We start from the raw sequence: 25,919 nt of genomic DNA, 5'->3' as shown, positions 1-25,919 counted from the left end.
CATTAAGTATCCCCTTCTTTAAGAGTATCCGTATAAAAATATGATATACTAAATGGAAGAATTTTTAAATTGAGGGGTTATTTATTTATGCTTCCAAACGATGATATTGTATCTCATGAAAAACGAATAGAAGAACTAGAAAATAAAGTGCGGTTATATGAAGAGCTTGTGAATCAATTACCACATCATTTCACATACAAAAATCCACATATTGGTTTACAAATAAAGAAAACGAGAACGACTCATTCCATTCAAAACATACAAAAAGAGAATAAAAAGGCTGATTTTCAACTTACTTGCGATTCATTATTTTTATTTGAACAACTTGAAACATACTTTGTTCATATTTTTGATGCTTTTTCACATCATGTCACCTTTGTTGATAGTAAAGGAAATATAACTTTATGTAATCAAGCTGCAGCAGATGATTTTGGTGTAGTACGAAATGATATAATTGGAAAGCCAATTCAACAATTACTAAACTTGCCAGAAGAACAAATTAAAGCGATTGAAACATTAAGAACAGGAACAGAAATATATAATGAAGAAGTGTTAGACAAAAACTATGGTATTTTAAACAATCGAATTATTCGGGATTATAACGGAGAGATTTTTAGAGTTATTAGTGTCTTCCATTATTTAAACACAGAACGTGATGCAGAAAAATTTTCATTAGCAGGACGAATCGCAGCTGGGATTGCTCATGAAGTACGAAATCCCCTTACAACGGTACGTGGATACTTGCAATTTCTACAAGATAACGTTTCTCCATCCAATAAAGAATTGTTTAAAAGTCTACTCATTCCTGAACTAGATCGTGCAAATAGTATTATCACAAAATTTTTAGCCATTTCAAAAACGCGTGAATTTACTAGAGAACCTTTTCCCATCAATACGTTTTTACGCGAATATATTCAACAACTACTTGCTAGTGAAGTTTTTTTACACAACATTTCTATTGACTATGAATTTTCTACGGAATTAGATGGTGTACTTGTCAATATCGATCGTCATGAACTTGTGCAAGTTTTTTTAAATTTATTTCAAAATGCTATCGATGCTCGAGGCGAAAGACCTCTTTCCATTCAAATCTCTAGTTATCGCCTAGATAACTTTGTTCGGATTACTTTCACAGATAACGGAACTGGGGTTCCTCCAGCTATTCAAGAATATATCTTTGATCCATTCTTCTCAACAAAAGATTCAGGAACAGGACTGGGCTTGTCAGTAACGAAGAAAATTATTCAAAATCATAACGGTACATTAAAAATGTCTAGTAATCAAAACGGTACAACTTTCACTATTTCTATTCCAATTTTACCTAAAGCGAACTATGAACGAATTAATCATTAAAAAGGTTGGGCTGTTCCACGAACTGCACGCAAATTGTTAGATATAATCTAACAATTTGCGTGCAGTTTTTTTATTCTAACCTATTCTTTTTTAACTCATATAAATCTTTCTCTATCTCTTAATTGTTCTTTGTTTTCACAAGATAGGTAAACTTCTTATTTTTTTAGAAATAGTAGTTTGTCCCTCACGAATTCAGTTTAATTTTCATTTTATTATATAGTCACGACTATTTATTCTATAAAAGAAAGGAATGAACAAATGTCCAACAAAAATAAAGGGAAAGTGTTTTATGGTAATGATTGTTGCGAAGTAAGAGCTTGCAGTTATATTAACATCTCTAAGGCAGAACTAAAAGAGTATGCTAGACTTCTTCAAGCTCTTGGTCAAAGTATTCAAGCTGTATTTCAAAACCCTTCTCAAGATAACATCGATAAACTAATTACTCTCCTGAATAATCTTCAAAAATTCCTCAGTTGCTTAAATTTATCACCTGCACAAGAAAAAATTGGTAGTTCTATTATTGCTAACTTATTAACTATCCTAAAGTCCTCACCTTTCTCATGCGGAGCATTGTACGTTGAACTACAAAGTTTGCTTAATTATTTATTGTATATTGCTAAGTTATTCAAAATCGATTGCTGTACTATCGATAAACTAGTTAAGCTCATTACAGAAATTCAAGCTATCCTAGTTCAATATGGATCAGCTTGCCTTGGTGGAGGAACAATAGGACCTACTGGACCTCAAGGACCGGCTGGCGCTCGGGGTGCTACTGGACCTCAAGGACCTCAAGGTATTCAAGGGACTCAGGGACCGGCTGGTGCTCAAGGTGCTACTGGACTTCAAGGACCACAAGGTATTCAAGGACCTGCTGGTGCCCAAGGTGCTCAAGGTCCGGCTGGTGCTACTGGCGCTCAAGGTGCTCAAGGTCCGGCTGGTGCTACTGGTGCTCAAGGTGCTACTGGACCGTCGGGCACACCAATCCCTGTAACTATAGCAGCAATAGGAAATTCGAATCCACAAACTATATCACCTGGAACGAATATCCAATTCAATCAAGTTTTCGAACTAAATAATCTCATTTTTAATGACACTTCAGATACTTTAACTATTTTAGAAACAGGAGTATACGATATTAGTTTCTCAGCATCTACAACCTTCCCGGGTTCTTCACCATTTGGATTCGGTATTTCATTCAACGGTCAACCACCTACTCGTAATTTTTCAACTAACGTTATCGGTAGTGCGGTTTCTTTCTCCACAATTGTTACTTTAACAGCTGGTACAACAATCTCTGTACAACCTACAGTAAATACTATTTCCATCCCTAACACTGGTGACACAACAGCTACACTATCAGTCTTCCGAATTTACTAATTTTAGTTTTCATTTTATTTTTGAACGACCAAGAATGTTTGATTTATAGTAATTTGTATTATTTTGATTGTATGTTAAATCTTTCTTTTAATAAAAAGGAGCACTTATTTTGGAGGATAAGTGCTCCTTCTTTACGTTTCTTTACTTCAAATTTACTCTAGCTTAATCCTCTTTTTGTATGATGAATAGTGAAGACAAAGACATGAAAGAGGGATGACAATGCGAATTATATCACTGACACGTTTTTGGTTTGTTCTTATGGTATGCATAATTTTATGTATAGGGTTTCTTTTAACTCTAAACTATTCAGATGTTTCAAAAGCAGAAAGAAAAACCATTCCATACGAACTTCTGTATACAAAACAAAACAACATCCCGTATTCCTCTTCCACACAAAATGAAAAAAAAGTTATAAAAGGAATGCTTATTACAGAAGCTTCTAGTTATGAAAACCTACTTCAAATCGCTGAAACGATTAAAGATCAATATAAAAATAAAGACGTTGATGAAATAATACTCTCTATCCATAATGAAAATACTGGAAGTTTCGAAGAGGAATTGCCATATGAACCTATTAGTAAAGGAATAATAACCGTCACGTATGATTCTCAATCCTTCGGTAGGACCAATGTTACGCTAAATAAACTGAAGCTTTAATCCGTGGCGCTTTTCCCATCCCCACGGATTATTAAGTTAAACCCATCAAATTTTTATAGGCAGCTCGATTCTCACCTAACTTCTTTTCTGTTGCCGCATTTTGAACCGAGATAAAACCGCTCATTTCTCATAAAAAAGAGGCGAACTCGCTATTCGCCTCTTTTTTTACCAAAATGGAATCCACTCTTTCACTTTATCTATCCATTCATTTTGCTGTTCTTTTCTTTGTTGTTCCTCTTCTTTTCGTTTTTTCTCTTCTTCTTTCCTTCGTTTTTCTTCCTCAATCATTTTTAATTGTTTTGTATAATCCGCCTCAGGTATTAGTGATAACTGAAATGCCTTTTGAGTTGGATTTCCATTCGCTTTCTTCATAATATCCCGGAACATTGTCGTTGTAATTTGGCTGCCTCCTGGCACATAATGCTCACTATCCGTTTTATCATACCCTACCCAAATCGCACCTACTAAATCCGGTGTGTATCCAACAAACCACGAATCCTTCGCACCAGTGCTTGGTCCATTTACAAGCTGGGTAGTCCCTGTCTTGCCTGCGGTATCGATATTATTAACTTTCGCTTTTTCACCTGTTCCCCTTTCAATAACACCTTTTAATAAGTATGTCATCTTTTGGGCAACTTTCTCGTTCGTCACACGAGTTTCTTTCTTATACCATTTTCCAATTGTTTCCCCTTCAGCATTTTGGATTTCTCTAATGGCATGAGCTTCTACTTGGACACCATCATTTGCAAGTGCGCTATACGCTTGAGCCATTACAAATGGTGAAGTCCCTACATGCATACCTCCTAAAGCAATCGGATACGTATGGTCTTCAGGCTCTAATGGAATACCAAACCGCTCTAAAGATTTCAATCCTTTATCTAATCCAATTTTCTCTAATAGCCAAACTGCTGAAACATTATATGACTTTGCCACCGCTTCATACATCGTCACATTACCATGGAACGTATGATCACTATTTTGTGGTGCATATTCTTTAATATTAAACGGTTCATCTTTTAAGACATCGTATACTTCATATCCTTGTTCTAACGCTGGTACATACACTGCAAGAGGCTTTAACGTTGAACCTGGCTGTCTTTTTAATTGTGTTGCATGATTAAACTGTAAAAATTGATAAGGACCTCTGCCTCCAACTAAAGCCGGAACACCGCCAGTTTTTGGATTCATAAGGACCACTCCAGTTTGCATAAGCTGATCTGAGCCACTATCTTTAAAATAACTATCATTATTCACAACATCTTCAACCGCTTGTTGTTTTTTCGAGTCAAGTTCCGTATAAATACGATAGCCACCTGCTAAAATTTCATTTTGTGTTAATTCATACTTGTCCATCGCTTCTCTAACAATATAATCTACGTATTGAGAATATTTCCCCTTATATTTATCGTCAACACCACGTCGTAATACAAGACCTGATTCTTTCTCCTGATTATATTGTTCTTCAGAAATATATCCTTGCTCCTTCATTAAACCTAATACGACATTACGTCTTTCAATTGATTTATTAAAGTTTTTATACGGCGAATACGCAGATGGCGCTTTAATTAATCCTGCAATCGTTGCAGCTTCTGAAATCGTTAAGTCTTTTACTTCTTTATCAAAATAAGATTTAGCTGCTCTTTTTATCCCCCAAGCACCTTCACCAAAATAAATTTGATTCATATACATTTCAACAATTTCATCTTTCGTATAAGTACGTTCTATTTTTTTCGTTAGAAAGTATTCCTTTATTTTACGAGAGAATGTACGGTCTTGCGTTAAAAATACATTTTTCGCAAGTTGTTGTGTAATTGTACTACCACCTGCCACAACTTCTCCAGCTGTAATGTTCTTAAATACAGCACTTATAATTCCACTATAGTAAATACCATGATGACTAAAAAATTCCTTATCTTCTACTGCAACAATTGCTTGAACCATAATATCAGGAATATCTTTCCTTTTGACCCCTTCTGTTTTAGAAGAAGCTAATTTAGTCGCAACTTCATTATTTGCATCATAAATTAAAGTCGGTTGTGGAACAGCTTGTTTTAATTCAGATATATCTTGAATGGAAATTATTATATTTACAACAATAAATAGAGTAGCAAGTAAACTTCCCAATACAATTAATGAATTGCGTAGTTTCTTCCTCTTATTGAACCACTCAAGCGTTTTTTTTAAGTGAGTGTTCTTCAATTTCATTGGTTCACTTCCTTCATTTGTTTACACTCTTCTTTTTAAAAGGAAGAATATACCTCCTTTTAAATTTATTATAATAACGTAGTCGTTCCTATAGTGTAAAGCTTTTCTTTCACATTCATACTTTTTGCAAGAAAAGGACATTCTACAAGTAAGATATTCATTGTTGAGTATTAATATTATTAATACAACAATGAGAGTTATGTTAAGTTTTTGTAAACTTTTCGATAAAATGTTTTAAAAAACGACAGTTTTTTGTTAGAATTGATTAGCCAATATATTTTACATATATTACTTTTGTGGGGGTAACAATAATGGTCTTTAAATCAAAAAAAGATAAATTTTCTGAAATGCTTATGAACGTTTCCGAAAATTTAAAAGAAGGCGCGCAGTTTTTCGTGGAGTATAAAATTAAAAATGCTAGCGATTTAAAAGAGTTTTCTATGCGCATGAAAGAGTATGAGTCAAAAGGTGACTCATTCATTCACGAAATCATTATGGAGCTAAACAAAGCATTTATTACTCCTATTGAACGTGAAGACATCCTACAACTTGCAATGAGTATGGATGATGTATTAGACGGATTAGATCACAGTGCTAGTCTATTCGAAATGTATTCTATTACAGAAGCTGATGAATACATGATTAAATTCGTTGAAGCAATTAATCAATGTGCGATTGAGATTGCAAATTCTGTTGAACTACTTTCTAAAAAGAAATTAGTCGATATTCGTACAAATGCGATCAAGATTAAGGATTACGAGTCACAATGTGATGATATTCGCCGTCATGCGATTAAGCACTTATTCTCTCGTGAGAAAGATCCGATTAAGATTATTCAATTTAAAGAGATTTACGAAGAGCTTGAAGAAGTAGCTGATAGCTGTCAAAGCGTTGCAAACGTATTAGAAACAATCATTATGAAGAACGCGTAAGGAGTTTGATCATGGATACACTCTTGATACTGACCGTTTTAGTAGTCATTTGCGCTTTAGCTTTTGACTTTATCAATGGATTTCACGATACAGCAAACGCTATTGCAACGGCTGTTTCAACGAAAGCTCTAAAGCCTAGACATGCAATTGTTATGGCAGCTATTATGAACTTTTTAGGTGCGATGACATTTACAGGTGTAGCAAAAACGATTACAAAAGATATTGTTGACCCGTTTGCTTTGCAAAATGGTTCTCTTGTAATTTTAGCTGCTTTGCTTGCGGCAATAGTCTGGAATTTGATCACTTGGTACTATGGCATTCCAAGTAGTTCTTCGCATGCAATCATTGGCGCAATCGCTGGTGCAGCAATTGCTGCTGCTGGTATTAGCTCATTAAACTATAAAGGGTTTATAAAAATTCTTGAAGCTTTAATCATTTCACCGATCATCGCTTTTGTTATTGGTTACATCGTATATAGTATTTTTAAAGTGGTATTTAAAAACTTTAACTTAACGAAAACGAACAAGAACTTCCGTATATTCCAGATTTTCACCGCTGCATTACAAGCTTATACGCACGGTACGAATGATGCACAAAAAGCAATGGGAATCATTACGATGGCTCTTATGGCCAATAACTATCATACTTCTGGCGATATCCCTTTCTGGGTACAATTATCTTGTGCAATCGCAATGGGTCTTGGTACTTCTGTCGGTGGTTGGAAAATTATTAAAACTGTCGGTGGACAAATTATGAAAATTCGTCCTGTAAATGGTGTAGCTGCCGATTTATCATCATCACTTGTTATTTTCGGCGCAACATTTATTCACTTACCGGTTAGTACGACGCACGTTATCTCTTCTTCTATTTTAGGGGTTGGTGCTTCACATCGCGTGAAAGGTGTAAAATGGGGAACTGCAAAACGCATGTTAATTACATGGGTTATTACACTTCCTATTTCAGCTTCTTTAGCTGCATTATTTTACTACTTATTACACTTAATCTTTTAATCAAAAGTCGTCTTCCTTATTTTTCTAGGAAGACGACTTTTTTGTGAACAAGCCTATTTCTTATTAAAAAGCGTGTATAATGATTGATGGATAAGTTATATAGAGGAGTTGGCAATTTTGGAATACATCATGTTACTTTTCATCGGATTAATCGCCGGGACAGTCGGGAGCCTAGTCGGACTTGGAGGCGGAATTATTATCGTTCCGTTATTAATTGGATTACACAGTTTATCACCACAACTCGCAGTAGGAACTTCTATGGTAACAGTCGTTTTTACAGGGCTGGCTTCTACCCTTACTTATATGAAACATAAACGGGTAGATTATAAAAGTGGACTTATTTTATTTATCGGGAGTGGCCCTGGTGGTATTATCGGATCATGGGCAAACAAATTTTTAAACCAAGATACATTTTCTTTATACTTTGGGATTTTTCTTATATTCGTCTCCATTCTTCTTATACTACGAGACAAATTGAAACCTCTTTCCCTATCAAATATGACTGTAATTAAGCGATCTTTTACAGATAACGAAGGAAATACTGTAGACTATCAATTTCCACCATTTCTCGCTATCTTTATTGCCTTTATAGTTGGATTTATATCCGGATTATTTGGAATCGGTGGTGGTGCCTTACTTGTGCCAGCGATGATGCTCCTTTTTGCGTTCCCAGCACACATTGCTGTAGCAACTTCAATGTTTATCGTATTTCTCTCAGCAATTGTAAGTTCTTTAACTCACATCTCTCTAGGAAATGTCAGCTGGGCTTATGCATTAATTCTTATTCCTGGTGCATGGATTGGCGGAAAAATCGGGGCTTATATTAACACAAAATTAAGCGGTAATGCAGTAATTAATTTATTACGTATCACATTAATTATTCTTGGAACTAGATTAATCATTACTTCATTTTTATAACGCGTTCTTTCTAGAATGCGTTTTTTCTTATACACATGAATATAAAAAGGCTCCTAGGAGAACAAATAAAACTAAACAAACACTTAATAGCATAAAATTTGAAATATGTAATTTCTTCAAGTTGATCACTCCTATAGCTATGACTGTTATCTTTATGATAGCGAAAAAACAGTTATCTTACAGTTACAAAGCGCTAACAATGCAAAATCATTTATTACAAATTTTATCCTTATATTTCATTTCTTTGTATAATCTATCGATTCAATAAAAAAAGATGTCATATTGACATCTTTTTAGTGAAGAAGTGACCATCCCATAAAGTCTTCATGTACTTGGCACGCCCTCTTATCCTTTCGATCATATAATTCAGCATAACTATCTGTTTCTTCATCATAAGCCATCGTATAAATAATTTGGCCGTCTATTTCAACGGATAAAACGACTCCACCTTTCATCTCTTCCACATGAATGATAGCATTCGCCGGAATTCTCATATCCGTCATCTTCATCGCATCTAACAATATACTAAACCCCCTACAGCGTATTCATTGCTAGTACTATTACACACTAAATAGTATACTACTGTAATAGCATACATTTCGTCAATGAAATTGCTGTTTAAAAAGCATATTGTCTTTATACATATACGCTAAAATATAAGAAATAGAAATGTTTTAATGGGGGGCTAACATTGATTCTACATAAGGGAGATGTATTATTCCGTCAAGGTGAGGACGGTCCATTATATTTTATAAAAACAGGTTTATTAAAAGTTATTCGGTTAGAAGAAGACGGAACACCATTTTTATTTAATATTATCGTTCCTGGTGAAACGATACCTCACCATTCTTTAATTTCACCGAAGGAATATCACGGTACAGCTATTGCTTTAATGAAAACAGAAGTGGAGCCTATAATTAGCAATGAATGGTACGACAAACTTCAGGCAAATCCTGCATCATATGAAAATATCGCTATACAATTACAATCGAAGTTAAGAATGATGCAACAGCGTATCGATCAATTGACAACTGTCTCTCCTAAAGAGCGCCTTCATCGTTTACAAGAGTGGTTCACCTTTTATTTAGGTGACATCCCTATTTATGAAATATTAACACAAACTGAAATTGGTCAGCTCATAGGTGTACGCCGCGAAACAGTAAATCGCTTACTTAGAGAACAAGCAAAAAACGAGGTAAAATAATACCTCGTTTTTTGCTTGGCAACGTTAACCTATTGTAAGCTTGCTGCGGGACCGAAAAATTCATAATGAATGTTCTCTTGTTTAACACCCAAATCAATTAATGCAGCATTTATATGCTTCATAAATGGTACTGGACCGCAAAAATAAAATTCTGCTTCAGTTGTTGGAATAATAGTTTGTAACCATTCACGTTCAATGAATCCTTCTTTATCAAAATTCTTCATTTCCACATCTTGCTCTGTCGGTGAAGAATAGCAAGTATATGCTTTAACTTGTTCATACTCTTTTTCTACTGTCTCAACATGCTCTTTCATCGCATGTGTATTACTATTTATCGCCGCATGAACAAAGCATACATTACGCTTTGATTCTTGTTCAATTAACGTATTTAACATACTCATCATCGGTGTAATACCTACTCCACCACTAATTAGTACAACAGGTAATGTTGACTCCATATTTAATACGAAATCTCCCGCTGGTGCACTTACTGGTAAGACATCCCCTTCCCCTACATGATCATGTAAGTAATTAGATACTTTACCATCTGGTGTATCTACACCTTTTTCTTTCTTTACACTAATACGATAATATTCTTTTCCTGGAGCATCAGACAAGCTATATTGACGATTATGTGTATATGTCTCACCTTTAATATTTATTTGAATCGTTACATATTGTCCTGGGATGAATGAAGAAACTTTCCCGCCATCTTCAGGTTTTAAATAAAATGATGTAATAACGTCGCTTTCCTTCACTTTTTTAACAATCACAAAGTTGCGGAAATCTTTCCATCCACCTTCTTTATGTGCAGCTTCTTCATACATACCCGCTTCAATGCTAATGAATGCATCAGCAATGACGCCATACGCTTCTCCCCATGCATTTAAAACTTCATCAGGTGCGCCTGCGACCTCTTTAATCGCTCGTAGTAAGCATGTACCTACTATTGGATAATGCTCTGCTTTAATACCTAAACTTCTATGCTTATGACCAATTTGTTTTACAACTGGAATAATAGCTTCTAAATTATCAATGTACATTGCAGCTGCATAAACAGCATTTGCTAATGCTTGTTGTTGTCTTCCTTTTTTCTGGTTCGTATGGTTGAAAATATTCAATAACTCCGGATGTTCCGAAAATAAAATTTGATAAAATCTCGTTGTAATCTCAACGCCTTTTTCTTGTAATAACGGTACTGTTGACTTTACGATTTCAATTGTTTTTGCACTTAACATTGTATCCCACTCCTCTATTTCCTTAACTGTTTTTAGTTTAACTGAATTGTATAATACATATTGTGATTTTAATCACTATTAACATGGTGTTTTTGTGAAAAATATATGAACAATGCACATATTAAGTAAATTTTAATTAGCCATCATTAATAGTGCTCAAAAAAAAGCTAACTAGAATTCTAGCTAGCCTACTACTTCGTTTGTATTGCTTGTTCAATTACTCTTATATTCTGCCCATCTCCAAACTCGGTATACCCCCATACATTCGTCTCACCTTTATATTTATTTACAAGTATATCCAAGTCATGATATACGCGATGAGCATAGATTACATACTCCATATTTTGAAGCTCCACACCTTTTTTTACAATTTCATAACTTCTATTCACATCGCGTTTTATTTTTTCATTTTTTATTTCTTTATGTATATTTTTTAAAGAGGCTTCTTGCTCTTGAAACCATTGTTTAAAATGTTTCCAATCCCCATCTGTATATTTCTCTGCCTTGCCATAATTCAAGAAATTATTATAACTTTCATGTGTCGTACGAACAAAATCGAGTGTCTTCTTCTTCTCTTGCACCTCTTCTATTTGTGCTACTGTATTTACTCCAGCAGACTGATTCGCATAATATAATAGTACTTTCATAAGACTATAGCTCGCTATTGCCATCACAGTAATAGTTACCAATACACTTAACAATTTCTTCATATACAGAACCCCTTTTCTACTATGAATATTACAATGTACTGTTACACTTGTAACATTCTCTCGTAGAAATGTAATTCCTGTTTAAATCCTCCTTTTCATTTCGACACTATTTTTCTACAAACTTCTCCTTGGTAAATGCTCTTGTAAAACAACATAACCTTCATAAGCTGTATAACCGAGTATAGCCATTAATCCGATATAACAAGCAAATACTGTCCATTTCGTTTTCGTATCGACTTTATAATAATTTTCTTGTTGTTCCTTTTCTGTTTCCCATTCATTTAATTTTCTTTCTGACATTTCAAATGCTTCTCTTATATGAATTGTATGCATTTCTTTTTCATCTTCATATGGGATATAATCAAGTGGCTCAAATTTTGGTAAAAGGTACTCTAGCACTTCAATCTTTTGAAGTTCTCCTGTTTTTAATTCTTTTTCACGTTCTCTTTGTCTTAATACATTCATTTCATGGTGAATCATATAAATCGTTCGATGCACCGCACCAGTTTCTTTTAATTCCTCTTCAAGCCTAGCAGCATATTCTTTCATTCCATCGATTTTATATCCTAATTCCTTAATCGGCTCATCTCTCTTTATTACTCTATATAGTTCCATACAGCCGATAATAAAAATAAATCCTCCTAAAATACTTTTGAAGTAAATAGAATAGCCGAGTAGTAAAACTAGCCCTGCTCCCCAAATTTTCGTGCTTACAACTGAAATTATTCGTCCACCATCTAATGGAGAAACTGGAATTAAGTTAAAGAAATTAATCATACTTCCAAGTAAAATAATAAGCGCCCAAAACGGCTCTTTCGTGATTATATACAGTGGGATCGCGGGTAAAAATGAAAGCAACCCGAAAAGAGGTCCCATATATGCAATGTAAGCTTCATCTTTTGCATTTTTCGGCATCTCTTTCATCCCAATAAGAGCTCCCATAAATGGTATGAAGATTGCTGGCGATGTTGGTATCCCTTTCTTTCTCGCTGCCCATAAATGCCCCATCTCATGTACAAACAATAAATATACGAGTGCTACCCCAAACTTCCAACCATATATGACTGCGTATGCACCAAGCGATAAAAACATACTAAATACTGTTGAAAATTTTGCTAACTTAAAAATTGCAAATACCCATTTTAACTTAGATAGTAAAAATAACCCTATTGCAACTATAACTCCCCATAATCCTTTTTTATTATTTTTCATATTCCTCTCCTTTATCTCGCTTTATTGAGCCATATACACTCATCAAAACTTATTCTTTTTCTCTATTATGACATATTTTTTTCTATTGTTAGAAATAATGTTTATTCCATCCATTTTTAGCCAAAAATAAAAATAAAAGGAGGTAAATACAAATGAAATTACAATCTCTTATGATAGGCGCTCTATCGTTTTTAGCTTCAACTCTTATTTTTTATACCGTCAGCTACGTATTATTATTAGATTGGTTGCCAAATCACTTATTTATAGCCCTTATTATTCTTTCCGCTCTTATGATTTCCTTTCTAATTACACGAAAATCAATGAATGAGCCATCTGCAAAAGCAAAATAATAGAGGGGATCTTTCCCCTCTATTATCATTTCCTAGGAAAGGCCATATAGACTTTATGATTCTTACTACCCTCTATTTACGGGCAGTAAGAATCAGCGGGGGATGCCCCCACTGATTAAAATTTCACTTTATCTTTGTAAATTCATTTTTTCACCATACTCTTTAACAATTTGAATAATGTTTTGAAATGCTCCTACTTTTTCTTTCTTACTATTTAATATTTGTAAATCGTGATTATCATAATAGGTTTCTAGTGATTTTAATTGTGATTCTGAAGCATCTTTTATCGGAACAGTAACATTCAACTCATACTGTTTATACCCTTCCTTTACTTTTTCAGCTGAAATTATTTCACTCTCTTTTGCGCCAATTAATTTTTGAACCTTTTCCGGGAAAATTAATTGCAAATAATATTCTTGTTCCTTCGCTAACTTATTATATAGTGATTGTGAAATCGTATAACGTACTGTATAATTCATTTTTTGATCACCCGCTTTAATATGAAACGCAGTAATCTGCAAATCTTTTTTCGTTATTTCCGTTAAAGGCCCTACCTGCATCTCATCTTCTTTTTGTTCTGGAATCTTTGGAAATATAGCCAAAAGTTTTTCAGTATCTTTTTCGTTCAGCATATACATAGCTTTTTTATATTGCACCCATCCCCGTCGATCTTCTCCTCTTAACCATGCATAATACGTTTCTATTTTCCCCTCTCTACTAATTTGTATTTCATATTCTGGTTTACCAAAGCTACCTGTTACTTCTTGTTTTTCTGCTTTGCTTATAATATCCACCACTAACTCCGCATCCATTTTCTTTAATTTTTTTTCTTCTGTACCTTTTTGTATAACAGTTATTTGTAATGGTTCTTTCACTTCATTCACTGTCTCCTCTACTTGTTTCGATTCTTTCTTTTGCTCTGCTTGACCACACGACGCGAGTAAAATAACACATAAAACCATTAAATATTTTCCTTTCAAATCGATTCTCCTTTTCCAATAAGAAATTCTTATAATCCTCATACATAAAACAAAAACGTTACATTATATAGAATGAGCTATACTATACAATGAAGGGAGGATTTTACAATGTCCATTAATTTTCATGATGCAAATAATAAGTATACGTATGCAAGTCGTAACGCACATATTTCATGGCAGGAAACAATAAACAATATTGTAGATGTGCAAAATAAACAAGTAATTGATATAGGTTGTGGTGGCGGCATTTACACGAAAGAACTTGCTCTTATGGGAGCCAAAAGTGTTGTTGGGCTTGATTTTTCAAAAGAAATATTACAAGCTGCAAAAGAAAATTGTAACGACTTCCCAAACATTTCATTCATTCACGGTGATGCACATAATATCTCATTCCCTAATGAAACATTCGACCTTGTCATTTCTCGTGCAGTCATTCATCATTTACATGATATTCCCACATTTATACGAGAGGCTTCTCGCATATTAAAAAAAGACGGTATACTTATTTTACAAGACCGAACTATTGAAGATTGTACAATTCCAGGAAGTCCTGAACACCTTCGTGGATATTTTTTCTCTGTCTTTCCAAAACTCATTGAAACAGAAGCGAAAAGAAGACCAAAAACCACTACTATTCAGCAAGAATTACAACAATATTCTCTTCAAGCGTTCCCCATACAAACACAATGGGAAGTACGAAAAGTACATGATTCTGTAGAGGCTTTGCTACAAGATTTATCTCCTCGAACAGGCCGATCCATTCTATATGAACTAACAGATAATGAACTTTCTCAACTTCTACATCATATCCAAACGGCATTACAAAACGTCTCTCCTATCATCGAAAGAGATCGTTGGACAATTTGGAGCGCGAAAAAATTGTAAGGAAGGAAGCCTCACAAAGTAATGTGAGGCTTCCTTCTTTCATAATCTAATTTTGCAACACTCTTGATATCCTCCACTCCTGGCCTGTGCACTTCCACACTTCGGACATACTAAATATCTAGACTGATTTGTCAACAAACTACCTTTTTGAAAGAGTAAAACTTCTGCTTGTTTAAACGAACGCGAATAATATAACCACATAAAACCAATTATAGCAATAATGCCAAATAATACTCCCATCGCAAGCATTTCAGTCACCTCTTTTGGTTTGTTCTTTCCAGCAAGTGGATTGTTGTATTATTCTCTGCAAATTCAAACAATTCCTTCCTTACTCCTATAAATATCGATTTTCTCCATAATCTTTACAATTCTCTATAATGTTTTACAGCATTTTTACAAATAGTATTAACCCTTATATTCTCAGCTATATTTCTACAGGAAAGTGTATTTCCCAAAAAATATGTTGACTTTCTAAAAAAAACGTGTGAAAATACTGTCAGAATACTTGAATTAAAATTCATTGACGAGAACGAGTACGTTATAGGACTGTTCCCCAGAGAGTTGGCGATTTGCTGAAAGCCAACGTTCAGTGCTTAACCGAAAATCATCTCCGAGAAGTAGAACCGAATGCTAAAGTAAGTTCTTACCGGATGTCCCCCGTTACAAGGAACACGTATCATGTTGTACGTTGCAAAGCCGTATACATATAGATTTATTTCTACATGTATAAATTAGGGTGGTATCGCGGGTAAATATAACTCGTCCCTTTCTTTAGGGACGAGTTTTTTGTGTTCTTACAATGAATTTACAAAAAGGAGGAAAAACAATGAACACTGTATCAAAAAAACATGTTTTTTTCACAGGCCTTATGCTATTTTCTTTATTTTTTGGGGCAGGAAATTTAATTTTCCCTCCAATGCTTGGACAAAATGCTGGTGAAAACTTTTGGCCAGCAATGATTGGTTTTTTACTAACAGGAGTCGGCTTACCACTACTTACTGTTATCGCTATTTCTCTATCAGGAAATGGAATGCAACAACTTGCAAGTCATGTTCACCCATTATTCGGAATATTCTTTACGGTAGTTGTATACATTGCAATCGGTCCATCTATGGGCATCCCACGTGTTGCTAATGTCGCTTATGAAATGGGGGTTAGTTCTTTCTTACCAGAAACTATTCGCTCTAGCAGCCTGGTGCTATTTTTATACACAGTCATCTTCTTTTCTATCGTATTTTGGCTTAGTTTAAACCCTTCTAAGCTCGTCGATCGTATCGGAAGTGTATTAACACCTATTTTATTACTCTCTATTTTTTTATTATTCGTTAAGAGTGTATTTACACCCCTCGGGCAATCTGGACCAGCCATGCAAGAGTATCAAACTTCTCCAATTTTCAAAGGTTTTATGGAAGGATACTTAACGATGGATACCATTTCAGCACTTGCATTTGGGATTATCGTTGTAAATGCAATTCGCTCAAAAGGTGTGAGTGATCGTAAATCAATTGCCATCGCTACAGCAAAAGCAGGACTTATTGCCGCTACTGGTCTCGTACTTGTATATGGTGCACTTGGCTGGCTCGGTACAACTAGTGTCTCTCTCGGATACGCAAAAAATGGAGGACAGCTACTTACCGTTATCGTACAACAATTATTCGGTCCATATGGTCTAATTCTGTTATCTCTTATCGTTACACTTGCTTGCCTAACAACATGCGTTGGACTTGTATCTGCGTGCAGTCAATACTTCTCAACATTATTGACAAAATTTTCATACAAAATGTTAGCAAGTGTCATTTGCTTGTTAGGATTATTAGTTGCCAACTTAGGTTTAACAAAAATTATCGCCATCTCTGTTCCTATTTTACTTGTTGTATATCCAGTTGCAATTGTACTCGTGTTATTATCATTACTTCATAAATATTTCGGTGGCTATCGATCTGTTTATGTATGTGCTTTAATCGGAACAGCAGTTGTTAGCGTTTTTGACGGATTAAAACAAGGGAATATTCCTGTTTCATTTATCACATCTTATTTTGAGTTTATTCCATTATATAATGAAGGAATTGGCTGGTTAGTACCAGCGTTAGTTGGGGCTATTATCGGTTTTGCTATCGCAAAATTAAGTGGTGCAAAAACAGTACCATTAGCGGAGCATTCACCTGAATCGAAAGTATCATAAAAAAACTCCCATTTCGGGAGTTTTTTACATTTGATAAGAAGTATGATTAAAGCTACTTACTTTATAAGCTTTCGTATAGTAATCAATATTCGTATCCACTGTTTCTACTTTTACAACATCATAGCAATCTTCTTGCTTCACTAGAAATAAATAATATTCTTCTGTTGCCTCAATAATTGCAATACGATCTGTTTCAATATCATATTGTTCACAAAGTGCTTGCAACGCATTCACATAGTTACCTAATTTTTTCGTTTCATCCATTCCAAATATCGTTTGAACTAACATACACTCTCTCCCCTTTGTATGTACTGTTAACACCTTAATGATAACGCTTACATAAATAACCGTCAATAAAAAGCTTTGACCATATATAGTCAAAGCTTCCTTCTTATTTCGTCAATTGGTGTCTAAACGCATAAATAACCGCCTGTGTCCGGTCACTTACATTTAGCTTATTTAATATATTACTCACATGTGTCTTTACTGTTTTAAGGGCAATAAACAACTCATCTGCAATCTCTTGATTACTTTTCCCCTCTGCAATTAATAACAAAATTTCAGACTCTCTTTCTGTTAACTCCTCATGCAAAGGTTGTTCTTTCTTCTGACGCATACGAGACATCATTTTGCCAGTAACTTTCGGCTCTAATACCGTTTCCCCATCATAAGTAGCTCTTACAGCATCTGCAATATCACTCGCTCTTGATGTTTTTAATAAATAACTTGTCGCCCCCGCCTCAATAACAGGATATAACTTTTCATCATCTAAAAAGCTCGTGACAACTACAATTTTCGCTTCTGGCCATTCTTGAATAATAGCACGTGTCGCTTCAACCCCATCCATCTCATCCATAACAAGGTCCATTAAAATAATATCCGGTCTTAATTGCAAAGCTAACTCTGAACCTTTTCTTCCATTTTCAGCTTCTCCAACTACTTCAATATCTGGCTGCGTTGATAAATATGCTGATACACCCATTCGAACCATTTCATGATCATCAACTAGTAATACTTTTATCATGATTCTCCCCCTCTCTCAATCATAATAGGTACTTTCACTTCTATTTGCGTACCTTTATTCGGAAAACTAAGAACTTTTAATGTACCACCAATTTCATGAACTCGCTCTTGCATTGACCTTAAACCGTATGAACCAGCCTTATTAACACCAACTTTAAACCCAACACCGTCATCAATAATTTTCAAAATCGCATATTGATCAATTTTCCGAAGGCGTACTTCGGTTTTCTTTGCCTTCGCATGCCGTAAAGTATTAGACAGCGCCTCTTGTACAATACGGAATAAATGATCCTCTACACCTTTTTTTAATTGAATCGGTTCAATTAACCATTCAATTTTCATATGTTGCTTTCTAGACAGTTCTGTTAATAATTCTTCTATACCCTCAGTTAGTTTCTTACCTTCTAACTGCACTGGGCGTAAATGAAGGAGCAATGCTCTCATTTCTGATTGTGCATTTACAACCATATTCTCAACAAGCTGCAACTGTTTTTTCGTCGTGTCTGGAATTTCAGCTGCTTGCTCATTAATGGCTGACATCATCATCGACATTGCAAAAAGCTGCTGACTTACAGAATCATGTAGCTCTCTCGCTAATCGATGCCTTTCTTGAGAAATCGCTTCTTGTCTCATCTCTTCATTCCAATGGGCTCGTTCATTCGTTACTTTTTGAAATAGCCCAGCTTGCTCCTCTAAGCGACGAGCAAGACCAATTACTTTTCGTTCCACTTCATGAAATTCATCGTCCGCAGTAAATGAAACATCACTCGGAAAATTCCCTCGCTCTACTTCAAATAGAAAAGTATTTAATCCTTGTATACGCTGTTCTATATAATAACCGATTGCATATCCTACAATTCCTCCGATAAGAAGACTCGTACTCATAATAAACAAGCCAATTGGAACAGAAGCAATGGATTCTTTCCAGAGTAAATCATAAACTTGTTGCTCGCTTTTCCATACATATACAATTGTACAAATAAGTGCGATACTCACAGAGGACAACATAGAATAACGAATATACATCCACGAAATATTCCTTTGTTTTTTCATTATACTTTCCTCACTTCCGTATCGCCTACGACAAGCGAAGAAATAATTTTAATACGACGAGGGGCTTCTTTATACTGTTCTGTTCTAAACGTAACATTACGGTTAAATCCAGTTTCTTCGTGTCCTGGCAGGAGCACTCGCCCAACAATAACAGAATGATTTAAAGACAATTCAATATCATATGGTACATATAAGCGAATATTACCAATGACGCCCCGAATCACAATAACCGTTTCTCCCTCTGGAATCATAGCAGTTGTTAAATCAATCTCGACGTCACAAGCACCATATTGGACGTTAATATCCTCTATTTCATAAATATGATCCATCATTCGTACATTACCTACAAACATATTTTTTATATACGGTTCTGTACGATATATTTGTTTTTCTTCATTTATATATCCCTGTTCTTTAATTTCAACTTTCATTGCTTTTTGCCGATGTCCTTGTTGAATAAGTTGATAACCAATTAAAGCTAAACAAGCAAACACAACAAGTACGAATGCCGCTGATGAAAATAAGAAGAATAAGAAGACAATACCACCGACAAATAAAAATACATTCCCTCTTACATAACGGTTCTTCTTTCGATAATGTCTTCCAAACATAATCATAATAAATGCAAATATTAGACCACCTGGTTCAAAATGTCCAAGTATCATATCAAGAAAAAGACCGAATCCAAATATGATGAGGAGCATCCCCATAAATTGTGTTTTTGAAAATTGCTTCTTCATTTCAGCTCCCCCCTCCTTGTCACATATACATAGAAGAAAAGGCATTGCTTTCCAACACCTTTTCTCCTATCACTATATCATAAGCCTGTTTTATTATATACTACAATTATTTTGTTACTTCTTTCGTTAACGATACTTCATTTTTCTCTTTCATTTCACTCTCTAGTTTTGCAATTTTCATATCAAATGTATCACGCTCATGCTCTTCATTTATACGAAGCTCTATGTCACGAATGTGATCTTCAATTTCTTCGAATCGTAAGAACGGATTATTTTCATCCATTTTATGCATAGCAGTATTCATACGGCGGTTTGCATGCGCCATATTTTCACGTGCCATTAATTCCATACGCTTTGCGTTCATTTCTTTTAATTTATTTTTCATTTCTGAAAGACGACGCTCTAACTCATCAATTTGCTCTACAACACCAGCATACATTTCTTCTAAGCGAGTTACTTGCCCTTCATAATACGCTACTTCTTCTAATGCACGTTCATGCAATTGCAATTCGCCTGCTTCTTGTGCGATGATAGCTTGCTTTGATCTTTTATTAACGAAATAACGTGCTTGCTCAAGCTCACGAGCGAAGTTAGATTTTAATGTTTTATGACGCTGAATTAACTTCTCAATTTTTGTTATTTCACGCTCACTATCGCGTAAATATTGGTTTAACATAGCAATTGGATTTTTTCTTTCTTTCTCATCTAACACATTATGAAAATCAGCTAAAATTGCATCGCGTACACGTCCGAATAAAGATTGTTTCATTATAATCTTCCTCTCTTCTACTTTATAATTTGATTTATTTTATATTAGTTTTTCATTAACTTGTTCCACTCATCTTCAAAGTTGCTATATGGTTTAGCACTTTCTGGAGCAGAATCAACAACTACATTTTTTCCTTTTTTCCACTCACGGTATCCGTAGTATAAAACTACTAATGCTGCGATACCGATTAATGCTGGGGAATGAGAAAGTGCAATGGACAAACCGATTAAACCAACAATACCCCAAGCTAACTTTCCAAAGAATGATTTAGCTCGCACAAATGATTTATAGCTCCAGTACACAACTCCTGCTCCAATGGCGAATCCTACAATACCAGCAAGACTACCAAGAGCAATTAAAGCCAAAATACCGGCTGCGATAAACGCTAGAAATTGTTTCATCTTGTGCTTGCCTCCCTTCGATTTGATACTCTTATCTTAACTATTTTTTCATTTTTTCATAACGAGCTTAAGAACCGTTTTTAACTCAGACTTAAGACTGAGTTAAATTCAGCCTTTTGCAAAACGAACATGTATGCGATGCGTATAGATACAGAAAAATTCTTATTCAATAACGGATGAAAATCTCAACTTGCGCGTCCAAAAAATTAGCAATACATACAAACGTTTATTAAATTACATTAAATATATTATTAAGAAAATTATGTTAAAATAAATCAGAAGGCTACATTTAAATTAAAGGGGATATATCATGAATTTACACATTACGAAAGAAATCAATACCGCCGCTAAAAACTATATAAACAATCAGCTTTATGAATATAATTTAAAGCACTTTCCATCTGATTTAAGAGACAGATACTTAGAGATTCATTTATTTCTTAAAGATGAAAATGGTAAAATATGCGGGGGAATATTAGGTGAAGTCTGTTGGAATTGGTTAGAGATTCACTCTTTTATCATCGATGAAGATATACGTGCATTAGGGTATGGAACTAAACTGTTATTAGAAGTAGAAAAAATCGCTTTAGAAAGAAATTGTGATTTTATAAAAGTTGACACTTTAAGCTTTCAAGCATTAGATTTCTATAAAAAATATGGTTATAAAGAGTATGGTATCCTCGATAACGTAGGAAGAGATTATAAACACTACTATTTGAAAAATGATTTATAAATAATAAAAAACGCTCAGAGAATGTTCTCCGAGCGTTTTCAACTGCTAATAATAAATGTCTCTTTATGTTATGCAGTTTTATGATACTCTTTTTTTTCCGCCACTTTAGAAAATCTCGGGAAACCAATTAATATAGAAATGATTCCACATACTCCAACTAAAATTGGATAAAATGCATATGGTAACAATTCGACCGGAGATAACGCAGCAAATCCTGCCGCTGTTAACATTTGAGCACCATATGGGATTAACCCCTGTACACAGCAAGAGAAAAGATCCAGTACACTCGCTGATTTACGGGGATCAATTTCATACTGATCCGCAATATTTTTCGCAAGCGGACCTGTAAAAATGATAGAGATTGTATTATTTGCTGTACACATATTCGTCATACTCACTAAGCCAGCAATACCAAACTCTGCTCCTTTTTTCGAACGAATATTACGTGTTAAAAGATTCATTAAATATTGAATGCCACCATTATATTGGATAAGTTCAACCATACCACCGATTAATATAGCAAGTAGTACTAGCTCCATCATACCGCCCATTCCAGTCGTTACACTTTTAAAGAAACTCTCTAACGTGTAACTTCCATCTATAAGGCCGATAGCACCTGATAATATTGTTCCACCCGTTAACACAATAAGTACATTCCAGCCAAGTAGTGCTGTAATAAGTACTCCTGCATACGGTAAAATCTTTATCCAGTCAAAACTATGGGCTTTAACTTGTGTATCACTTCCTAAAGTAATTATTACTAATAGTACAATTGTAATAATAGCGGCTGGTAATACAATTAAAAAGTTCGTTTTAAACTTATCTTTCATTTCTGTTCCTTGTGAACGAACAGCAGCAATTGTTGTATCTGAAATAAATGATAAATTATCACCAAACATCGCTCCGCCCACAACAGTAGCCATCGCAAGTGCTATTGAGATATCAGTTTGCCCACTAATCCCTACAGCAATTGGTGCTAGTGCTGCAATTGTTCCCATTGAAGTTCCCATCGCTAATGAAATAAATGCCCCTATAACAAAAATTCCAGCAACGATAAATCCTGGTGGCAAAATAGATAACGCTAAGTTAACAGTGGAATCAACTCCGCCCATTCCTTTTGCTGTTTCAGAAAACGCCCCTGCAAGTACAAAAATCAGAACCATGATCATAATATCAGGATTTCCTGCACCTTTAGCAAATCGTTCTACTTTCACATTAAAGCTTTCCTTACGATTCATCACTAAAGCAATTCCTACAGCAATTGAAATTGCTACGAGTATCGGCAATTTATAGAAATCACCTGTAATAATTCCAGAACCAATAAATAGCGCCAAAAATACTCCAAGTGGTAATAAAGCTAAACCATTTCCGCTCGTTTCTTTCAAAGTATCATCTCTCCCTAGTTTTCAACCTTTTCTAATGAATAACAAAAGACCTCTTCCGATGAGAAGAGGTCTTATACATCTATAAGAAACGCTCTTCTCATCTTTCAAGCACACGCTTGCTGGATTTGGCACAGCACTCTGAAATCGAGTCCGCTGCCGAGGCATCGTAGGGCCAGTCCCTCCGCCTCTCTTTATAAGAAGGTTTCATATTTATTTTTTAATAATAATTTCTTTCCTAACTTTACTCGCTTACAAAACAAAAGTCAATTATTTTTTGTATAGATTTTTTTGGTAATTATACAAAAATATGAATAAACCAATCATTTTAACTTTTCGATTTCTTTATCCAATATTGAAATCCAATAAAATTTTCTATTTTTTATCGTCGCGATAATCCATTTTGTTGTATTCCATGCTAACTCATATTCTTCTTTTGTAACATCACCAATTTTATAGGCATCCTCTAACTCGTCTTCATCCAGTACATAGATCTCACCGTTCGGTAACAATACTACATCTAAATATAAATCATCAAAATAAGGTAAACCACGCTCGTCTATTTTATATTCTTTCGTCACGTCGATATAATATTGTACTAATTGTTTTTGATTGTCTAACATAGCTGTAATTGCAAAGTTTTTCCCGTTTATAAAATATTGCATCCATGTATACCCATCACCTGCAATGCAAAGCTGTTTACCATTGTATTCTTTATGACTAGGTTCTCTCACTTTTTTTATGTCCAGCATTCCTAACATTCCATCCTCTACTTGCTTAACCCTATAATCCTTCTCTATTAGTCGCTTCCACGAAGAACCGTCACCATATTTACGTTTCATTACGTCCGCTCCTCTTCTATATATAGAAAAGCCCCCACATATTATGTGAGAGCTTGTTCATATTATAATTAAGCTGCTTGACCCTTTTCAGATATCTCTTTTAAATAGGCTTGTCCTTTTTCAGCGTCATATTGACCTTCCCACTTAGACATAACTACAGCCGCTAAAGAGTTACCTACAACGTTAACTGCTGTACGAGCCATATCAAGAATACGGTCAATACCTGCAATAAACGCTAAACCTTCAGCTGGAATACCTACTGTACCAAGTGTTGCTAATAATACAACGAATGATACGCCCGGTACACCCGCGATACCTTTTGATGTAACCATTAATACAAGTAATAACGTAATTTGTTGTGTAATGGATAATTCAATACCGTACATTTGAGCTAAGAAAATTGCCGCAATTGCTTGATATAAAGTTGATCCATCTAAGTTAAATGAATAACCTGTTGGAATAACGAAAGATGTAATTGCTTTCGGACAACCGAACTTTTCCATTTTCTCCATAATTTTCGGTAAAACCGTTTCTGAACTTGCTGTAGAATACGCTAAGATCAGCTCGTCTTTTAAAATCTTAAAGAATTGGAAAATGTTTATTCCAAAGATTTTCGCTGTAAGTCCTAATACAACTACAACGAAGAAGATCATTGCCCCATATACTACAATGAGTAATTTCCCTAATGGAATTAATGAAGCTAATCCGAATGTAGAAACTGTAACACCAATTAATGCGAATACACCAAATGGTGCAAACTTCATAACTTGGTTCGTTACATAAAACATTGCATCTGCTACACCTTGGAAAAATTGTAGAACTGGTTTGCCACGCTCACCAACTGCTGCTACACCTAAACCAAATAATACTGAGAAGAAGATAATAGCAAGCATATCACCTTCAGCTAATGATTTCATAATGTTCGTCGGAACAATATTTACAAACGTATCTGCGAACGAATGACTTTGTACTTGCTCTGTCGTATGTGTATATTTAGAAATATCTGTTTTTGTTAACTTATCCATATCAACGCCTTTTCCAGGTTGGAAAATGTTTGCTATTAATAGACCGACAGCAATTGCAATCGTTGTAATAATTTCAAAGTAAATAATTGTTTTTCCGCCTAGTCGACCTAACTTTTTAACATCGCCAACACCAGCAACCCCAACAACAATACTCGCTACAACAATCGGTACAACAATCATCTTAATTAATCGGATGAAAATATCACCAATTGGTTGTAAGTACTTCACCACTTCCGGATTGCCAAAGAAAATCGCCCCAACTGCAATACCAAGCGCAAGTCCTATTAAAATTTGCCATGCAAGTCCTATTCTTTTCATACTTGTGGTAACCCCCTCTTCGATGTGTCACTCTATCTCTCATTCTATCTCTATAAAACTTGAAATTAAGAGTATTACATATTATTCGACAATTCACTACATTTTGTCCCTGTTGAAAATCATAAATCAAAATTTAAAATCTGACAACAAAATAAGTTTGCACGAATGCAAATAATTTTCTTGACAAAAACAAACCTCATGTCAGAAAACCTCACATGAAATCGATTCCTCACTAGTGATTGATAGGTTTTTAAAATACTGTTTCATTATGGAAAACTCCATCATTTCCCATGTTTTTTTAAAAAAATATAGAAATTGATATCTTTTTCTATACATTCAAGAATTTTAAATTTATGACAAACACTACGAAAAGATACTAAATTCCGACAAAACTTAGCAAAATTATAAAATTTTCTTTAC

Annotated in this window: 27 protein-coding genes, 1 riboswitch and 1 other annotated feature; of the genes, 11 read left to right on the top strand and 16 right to left on the bottom strand. The window is 34.7% G+C overall.

Going from position 1 to position 25,919, the window contains the following annotated elements; all coding sequences use genetic code 11:
- Positions 1-87 precede the first annotated feature (87 nt).
- From MR155_RS07050 to MR155_RS07040, 3 genes are all read left to right on the top strand, one after another.
- Complete coding sequence (locus tag MR155_RS07050) at positions 88-1,353, top strand: ATP-binding protein (RefSeq protein ID WP_002126365.1); 1,266 nt, start codon at positions 88-90, stop codon at positions 1,351-1,353.
- A 258-nt stretch (positions 1,354-1,611) separates the two neighbouring features.
- On the top strand, positions 1,612-2,730 hold the full coding sequence (locus MR155_RS07045; RefSeq protein WP_242308994.1) for a Gly-Xaa-Xaa repeat protein: 1,119 nt from the start codon (positions 1,612-1,614) through the stop codon (positions 2,728-2,730).
- 219 nt (positions 2,731-2,949) lie between these two features.
- Positions 2,950-3,387, top strand: coding sequence for a hypothetical protein (locus tag MR155_RS07040; protein WP_242308992.1), 438 nt, complete (start codon positions 2,950-2,952; stop codon positions 3,385-3,387).
- A 165-nt stretch (positions 3,388-3,552) separates the two neighbouring features.
- Here MR155_RS07040 and MR155_RS07035 read toward each other — a convergent pair whose 3' ends face one another.
- Entirely contained in the window at positions 3,553-5,592 is a 2,040-nt protein-coding gene (locus MR155_RS07035) for a transglycosylase domain-containing protein (RefSeq protein ID WP_219301808.1), read from the bottom strand.
- A gap of 311 nt (positions 5,593-5,903) precedes the next feature.
- Here MR155_RS07035 and MR155_RS07030 point away from each other — a divergent pair, with 311 nt between their 5' ends.
- The 3 genes from MR155_RS07030 (at position 5,904) to MR155_RS07020 (ending at position 8,452) form a co-directional block, all read left to right on the top strand.
- The gene (locus tag MR155_RS07030) at positions 5,904-6,524 is read left to right on the top strand and encodes a DUF47 domain-containing protein (protein WP_002086688.1); all 621 of its coding nucleotides are present in this window, start codon (positions 5,904-5,906) and stop codon (positions 6,522-6,524) included.
- Positions 6,525-6,535: 11 nt separating this feature from the next.
- The gene (locus MR155_RS07025) at positions 6,536-7,534 is read left to right on the top strand and encodes an inorganic phosphate transporter (protein WP_002126356.1); all 999 of its coding nucleotides are present in this window, start codon (positions 6,536-6,538) and stop codon (positions 7,532-7,534) included.
- Positions 7,535-7,651: 117 nt separating this feature from the next.
- Positions 7,652-8,452, top strand: coding sequence for a sulfite exporter TauE/SafE family protein (locus MR155_RS07020; protein ID WP_002086690.1), 801 nt, complete (start codon positions 7,652-7,654; stop codon positions 8,450-8,452).
- Positions 8,453-8,745: 293 nt separating this feature from the next.
- Here MR155_RS07020 and MR155_RS07015 read toward each other — a convergent pair whose 3' ends face one another.
- Positions 8,746-8,973: a hypothetical protein gene (locus MR155_RS07015; RefSeq protein WP_002086691.1), complete on the bottom strand. Its 228-nt coding sequence runs from the start codon at positions 8,971-8,973 to the stop codon at positions 8,746-8,748.
- Positions 8,974-9,143: 170 nt separating this feature from the next.
- Here MR155_RS07015 and MR155_RS07010 point away from each other — a divergent pair, with 170 nt between their 5' ends.
- A complete protein-coding gene (locus MR155_RS07010) occupies positions 9,144-9,656 on the top strand; it encodes a Crp/Fnr family transcriptional regulator (RefSeq protein ID WP_002086692.1) in 513 nt (170 codons plus the stop codon).
- A 29-nt stretch (positions 9,657-9,685) separates the two neighbouring features.
- Here MR155_RS07010 and hmpA read toward each other — a convergent pair whose 3' ends face one another.
- The 3 genes from hmpA to MR155_RS06995 all read right to left on the bottom strand — a co-directional run bounded on the left by hmpA (position 9,686) and on the right by MR155_RS06995 (position 12,816).
- Positions 9,686-10,894 (bottom strand): NO-inducible flavohemoprotein, encoded by a 1,209-nt coding sequence (hmpA, locus tag MR155_RS07005; protein WP_242308990.1) that lies wholly within the window; start codon positions 10,892-10,894, stop codon positions 9,686-9,688.
- 191 nt (positions 10,895-11,085) lie between these two features.
- Positions 11,086-11,604, bottom strand: coding sequence for a hypothetical protein (locus MR155_RS07000; RefSeq protein WP_088292789.1), 519 nt, complete (start codon positions 11,602-11,604; stop codon positions 11,086-11,088).
- Positions 11,605-11,718: 114 nt separating this feature from the next.
- Complete coding sequence (locus MR155_RS06995) at positions 11,719-12,816, bottom strand: site-2 protease family protein (protein ID WP_002086697.1); 1,098 nt, start codon at positions 12,814-12,816, stop codon at positions 11,719-11,721.
- A gap of 152 nt (positions 12,817-12,968) precedes the next feature.
- Between MR155_RS06995 and MR155_RS06990 the strand changes: the two genes are divergently transcribed.
- Positions 12,969-13,166 carry a hypothetical protein gene (locus MR155_RS06990; RefSeq protein ID WP_000776287.1) on the top strand — a complete coding sequence of 66 codons (198 nt, stop codon included), beginning with the start codon at positions 12,969-12,971 and terminating at the stop codon, positions 13,164-13,166.
- A 128-nt stretch (positions 13,167-13,294) separates the two neighbouring features.
- Here the strand turns inward: MR155_RS06990 and MR155_RS06985 are convergent, their stop codons facing one another.
- On the bottom strand, positions 13,295-14,146 hold the full coding sequence (locus MR155_RS06985; protein WP_113733923.1) for a YhfM domain-containing protein: 852 nt from the start codon (positions 14,144-14,146) through the stop codon (positions 13,295-13,297).
- Positions 14,147-14,254: 108 nt separating this feature from the next.
- Between MR155_RS06985 and MR155_RS06980 the strand changes: the two genes are divergently transcribed.
- A complete protein-coding gene (locus MR155_RS06980) occupies positions 14,255-15,031 on the top strand; it encodes a class I SAM-dependent methyltransferase (RefSeq protein WP_113937024.1) in 777 nt (258 codons plus the stop codon).
- Positions 15,032-15,070: 39 nt separating this feature from the next.
- Here the strand turns inward: MR155_RS06980 and MR155_RS06975 are convergent, their stop codons facing one another.
- Entirely contained in the window at positions 15,071-15,280 is a 210-nt protein-coding gene (locus tag MR155_RS06975) for a hypothetical protein (protein WP_000880630.1), read from the bottom strand.
- A gap of 262 nt (positions 15,281-15,542) precedes the next feature.
- Positions 15,543-15,801, top strand: a binding site (T-box leader).
- Positions 15,802-15,857: 56 nt separating this feature from the next.
- On the opposite strand from MR155_RS06975, the gene brnQ3 reads away from it, so the two are divergent.
- Positions 15,858-17,213 (top strand): branched-chain amino acid transport system II carrier protein BrnQ3, encoded by a 1,356-nt coding sequence (gene brnQ3 / locus MR155_RS06970; RefSeq protein ID WP_219301807.1) that lies wholly within the window; start codon positions 15,858-15,860, stop codon positions 17,211-17,213.
- A gap of 24 nt (positions 17,214-17,237) precedes the next feature.
- On the opposite strand, the gene MR155_RS06965 is transcribed toward brnQ3, so the two are convergent.
- The 6 genes from MR155_RS06965 to MR155_RS06940 form a co-directional block, all read right to left on the bottom strand.
- Positions 17,238-17,594 carry a DUF3992 domain-containing protein gene (locus MR155_RS06965; protein ID WP_002126339.1) on the bottom strand — a complete coding sequence of 119 codons (357 nt, stop codon included), beginning with the start codon at positions 17,592-17,594 and terminating at the stop codon, positions 17,238-17,240.
- 10 nt (positions 17,595-17,604) lie between these two features.
- Positions 17,605-18,237, bottom strand: a complete 633-nt coding sequence (locus MR155_RS06960; protein WP_000598709.1) for a response regulator — start codon at positions 18,235-18,237, stop codon at positions 17,605-17,607.
- Positions 18,234-19,289, bottom strand: a complete 1,056-nt coding sequence (locus MR155_RS06955) for a sensor histidine kinase (protein WP_002011673.1) — start codon at positions 19,287-19,289, stop codon at positions 18,234-18,236. Before MR155_RS06955 ends, MR155_RS06960 begins: the two co-directional genes overlap by 4 nt.
- The gene (gene liaF / locus MR155_RS06950) at positions 19,289-20,029 is read right to left on the bottom strand and encodes a cell wall-active antibiotics response protein LiaF (protein WP_113937021.1); all 741 of its coding nucleotides are present in this window, start codon (positions 20,027-20,029) and stop codon (positions 19,289-19,291) included. Before liaF ends, MR155_RS06955 begins: the two co-directional genes overlap by 1 nt.
- Positions 20,030-20,135: 106 nt before the next feature.
- Positions 20,136-20,798: a PspA/IM30 family protein gene (locus MR155_RS06945; RefSeq protein ID WP_002011675.1), complete on the bottom strand. Its 663-nt coding sequence runs from the start codon at positions 20,796-20,798 to the stop codon at positions 20,136-20,138.
- Between the two features lie 44 nt (positions 20,799-20,842).
- Entirely contained in the window at positions 20,843-21,199 is a 357-nt protein-coding gene (locus tag MR155_RS06940; RefSeq protein ID WP_002011676.1) for a lmo0954 family membrane protein, read from the bottom strand.
- Positions 21,200-21,509: 310 nt separating this feature from the next.
- Between MR155_RS06940 and MR155_RS06935 the strand changes: the two genes are divergently transcribed.
- Positions 21,510-21,932 carry a GNAT family N-acetyltransferase gene (locus MR155_RS06935; RefSeq protein ID WP_242308980.1) on the top strand — a complete coding sequence of 141 codons (423 nt, stop codon included), beginning with the start codon at positions 21,510-21,512 and terminating at the stop codon, positions 21,930-21,932.
- A gap of 68 nt (positions 21,933-22,000) precedes the next feature.
- Here the strand turns inward: MR155_RS06935 and MR155_RS06930 are convergent, their stop codons facing one another.
- From MR155_RS06930 to gltP, 3 genes are all read right to left on the bottom strand, one after another.
- Positions 22,001-23,317: a Na+/H+ antiporter NhaC family protein gene (locus tag MR155_RS06930; protein ID WP_242308977.1), complete on the bottom strand. Its 1,317-nt coding sequence runs from the start codon at positions 23,315-23,317 to the stop codon at positions 22,001-22,003.
- 94 nt (positions 23,318-23,411) lie between these two features.
- A riboswitch (SAM riboswitch) is annotated at positions 23,412-23,517 on the bottom strand.
- Between the two features lie 120 nt (positions 23,518-23,637).
- On the bottom strand, positions 23,638-24,156 hold the full coding sequence (locus tag MR155_RS06925; RefSeq protein ID WP_012260619.1) for a ribonuclease FAU-1 family protein: 519 nt from the start codon (positions 24,154-24,156) through the stop codon (positions 23,638-23,640).
- A 68-nt stretch (positions 24,157-24,224) separates the two neighbouring features.
- Complete coding sequence (gltP, locus tag MR155_RS06920) at positions 24,225-25,499, bottom strand: glutamate/aspartate:proton symporter GltP (protein WP_002086711.1); 1,275 nt, start codon at positions 25,497-25,499, stop codon at positions 24,225-24,227.
- Between the last annotated feature and the right edge of the window lie 420 nt (positions 25,500-25,919).

The organism is Bacillus cereus group sp. BfR-BA-01331, assembly GCF_022663915.1.
Taxonomy (GTDB): Bacteria; Bacillota; Bacilli; order Bacillales; family Bacillaceae_G; genus Bacillus_A; species Bacillus_A mycoides.
The sequence above is the reverse complement of the archived record's forward strand: the minus strand, read 5'-3'. Positions and strand labels throughout refer to the sequence as shown.

Bases quoted from the DNA above. Each gene is read 5' to 3' on its own strand.
- MR155_RS07050 (WP_002126365.1), top strand. From the start codon at position 88: ATGCTTCCAAACGATGATATTGTATCTCATGAAAAACGAATAGAAGAA.
- MR155_RS07045 (WP_242308994.1), top strand. From the start codon at position 1,612: ATGTCCAACAAAAATAAAGGGAAAGTGTTTTATGGTAATGATTGTTGC.
- MR155_RS07040 (WP_242308992.1), top strand. From the start codon at position 2,950: ATGCGAATTATATCACTGACACGTTTTTGGTTTGTTCTTATGGTATGC.
- MR155_RS07035 (WP_219301808.1), bottom strand. From the start codon at position 5,592: ATGAAATTGAAGAACACTCACTTAAAAAAAACGCTTGAGTGGTTCAAT.
- MR155_RS07030 (WP_002086688.1), top strand. From the start codon at position 5,904: ATGGTCTTTAAATCAAAAAAAGATAAATTTTCTGAAATGCTTATGAAC.
- MR155_RS07025 (WP_002126356.1), top strand. From the start codon at position 6,536: ATGGATACACTCTTGATACTGACCGTTTTAGTAGTCATTTGCGCTTTA.
- hmpA (WP_242308990.1), bottom strand. From the start codon at position 10,894: ATGTTAAGTGCAAAAACAATTGAAATCGTAAAGTCAACAGTACCGTTA.
- MR155_RS07000 (WP_088292789.1), bottom strand. From the start codon at position 11,604: ATGAAGAAATTGTTAAGTGTATTGGTAACTATTACTGTGATGGCAATA.
- MR155_RS06995 (WP_002086697.1), bottom strand. From the start codon at position 12,816: ATGAAAAATAATAAAAAAGGATTATGGGGAGTTATAGTTGCAATAGGG.
- MR155_RS06990 (WP_000776287.1), top strand. From the start codon at position 12,969: ATGAAATTACAATCTCTTATGATAGGCGCTCTATCGTTTTTAGCTTCA.
- MR155_RS06980 (WP_113937024.1), top strand. From the start codon at position 14,255: ATGTCCATTAATTTTCATGATGCAAATAATAAGTATACGTATGCAAGT.
- MR155_RS06975 (WP_000880630.1), bottom strand. From the start codon at position 15,280: ATGCTTGCGATGGGAGTATTATTTGGCATTATTGCTATAATTGGTTTT.
- brnQ3 (WP_219301807.1), top strand. From the start codon at position 15,858: ATGAACACTGTATCAAAAAAACATGTTTTTTTCACAGGCCTTATGCTA.
- MR155_RS06960 (WP_000598709.1), bottom strand. From the start codon at position 18,237: ATGATAAAAGTATTACTAGTTGATGATCATGAAATGGTTCGAATGGGT.
- MR155_RS06955 (WP_002011673.1), bottom strand. From the start codon at position 19,289: ATGAAAAAACAAAGGAATATTTCGTGGATGTATATTCGTTATTCTATG.
- liaF (WP_113937021.1), bottom strand. From the start codon at position 20,029: ATGAAGAAGCAATTTTCAAAAACACAATTTATGGGGATGCTCCTCATC.
- MR155_RS06945 (WP_002011675.1), bottom strand. From the start codon at position 20,798: ATGAAACAATCTTTATTCGGACGTGTACGCGATGCAATTTTAGCTGAT.
- MR155_RS06940 (WP_002011676.1), bottom strand. From the start codon at position 21,199: ATGAAACAATTTCTAGCGTTTATCGCAGCCGGTATTTTGGCTTTAATT.
- MR155_RS06935 (WP_242308980.1), top strand. From the start codon at position 21,510: ATGAATTTACACATTACGAAAGAAATCAATACCGCCGCTAAAAACTAT.
- MR155_RS06925 (WP_012260619.1), bottom strand. From the start codon at position 24,156: ATGAAACGTAAATATGGTGACGGTTCTTCGTGGAAGCGACTAATAGAG.
- gltP (WP_002086711.1), bottom strand. From the start codon at position 25,499: ATGAAAAGAATAGGACTTGCATGGCAAATTTTAATAGGACTTGCGCTT.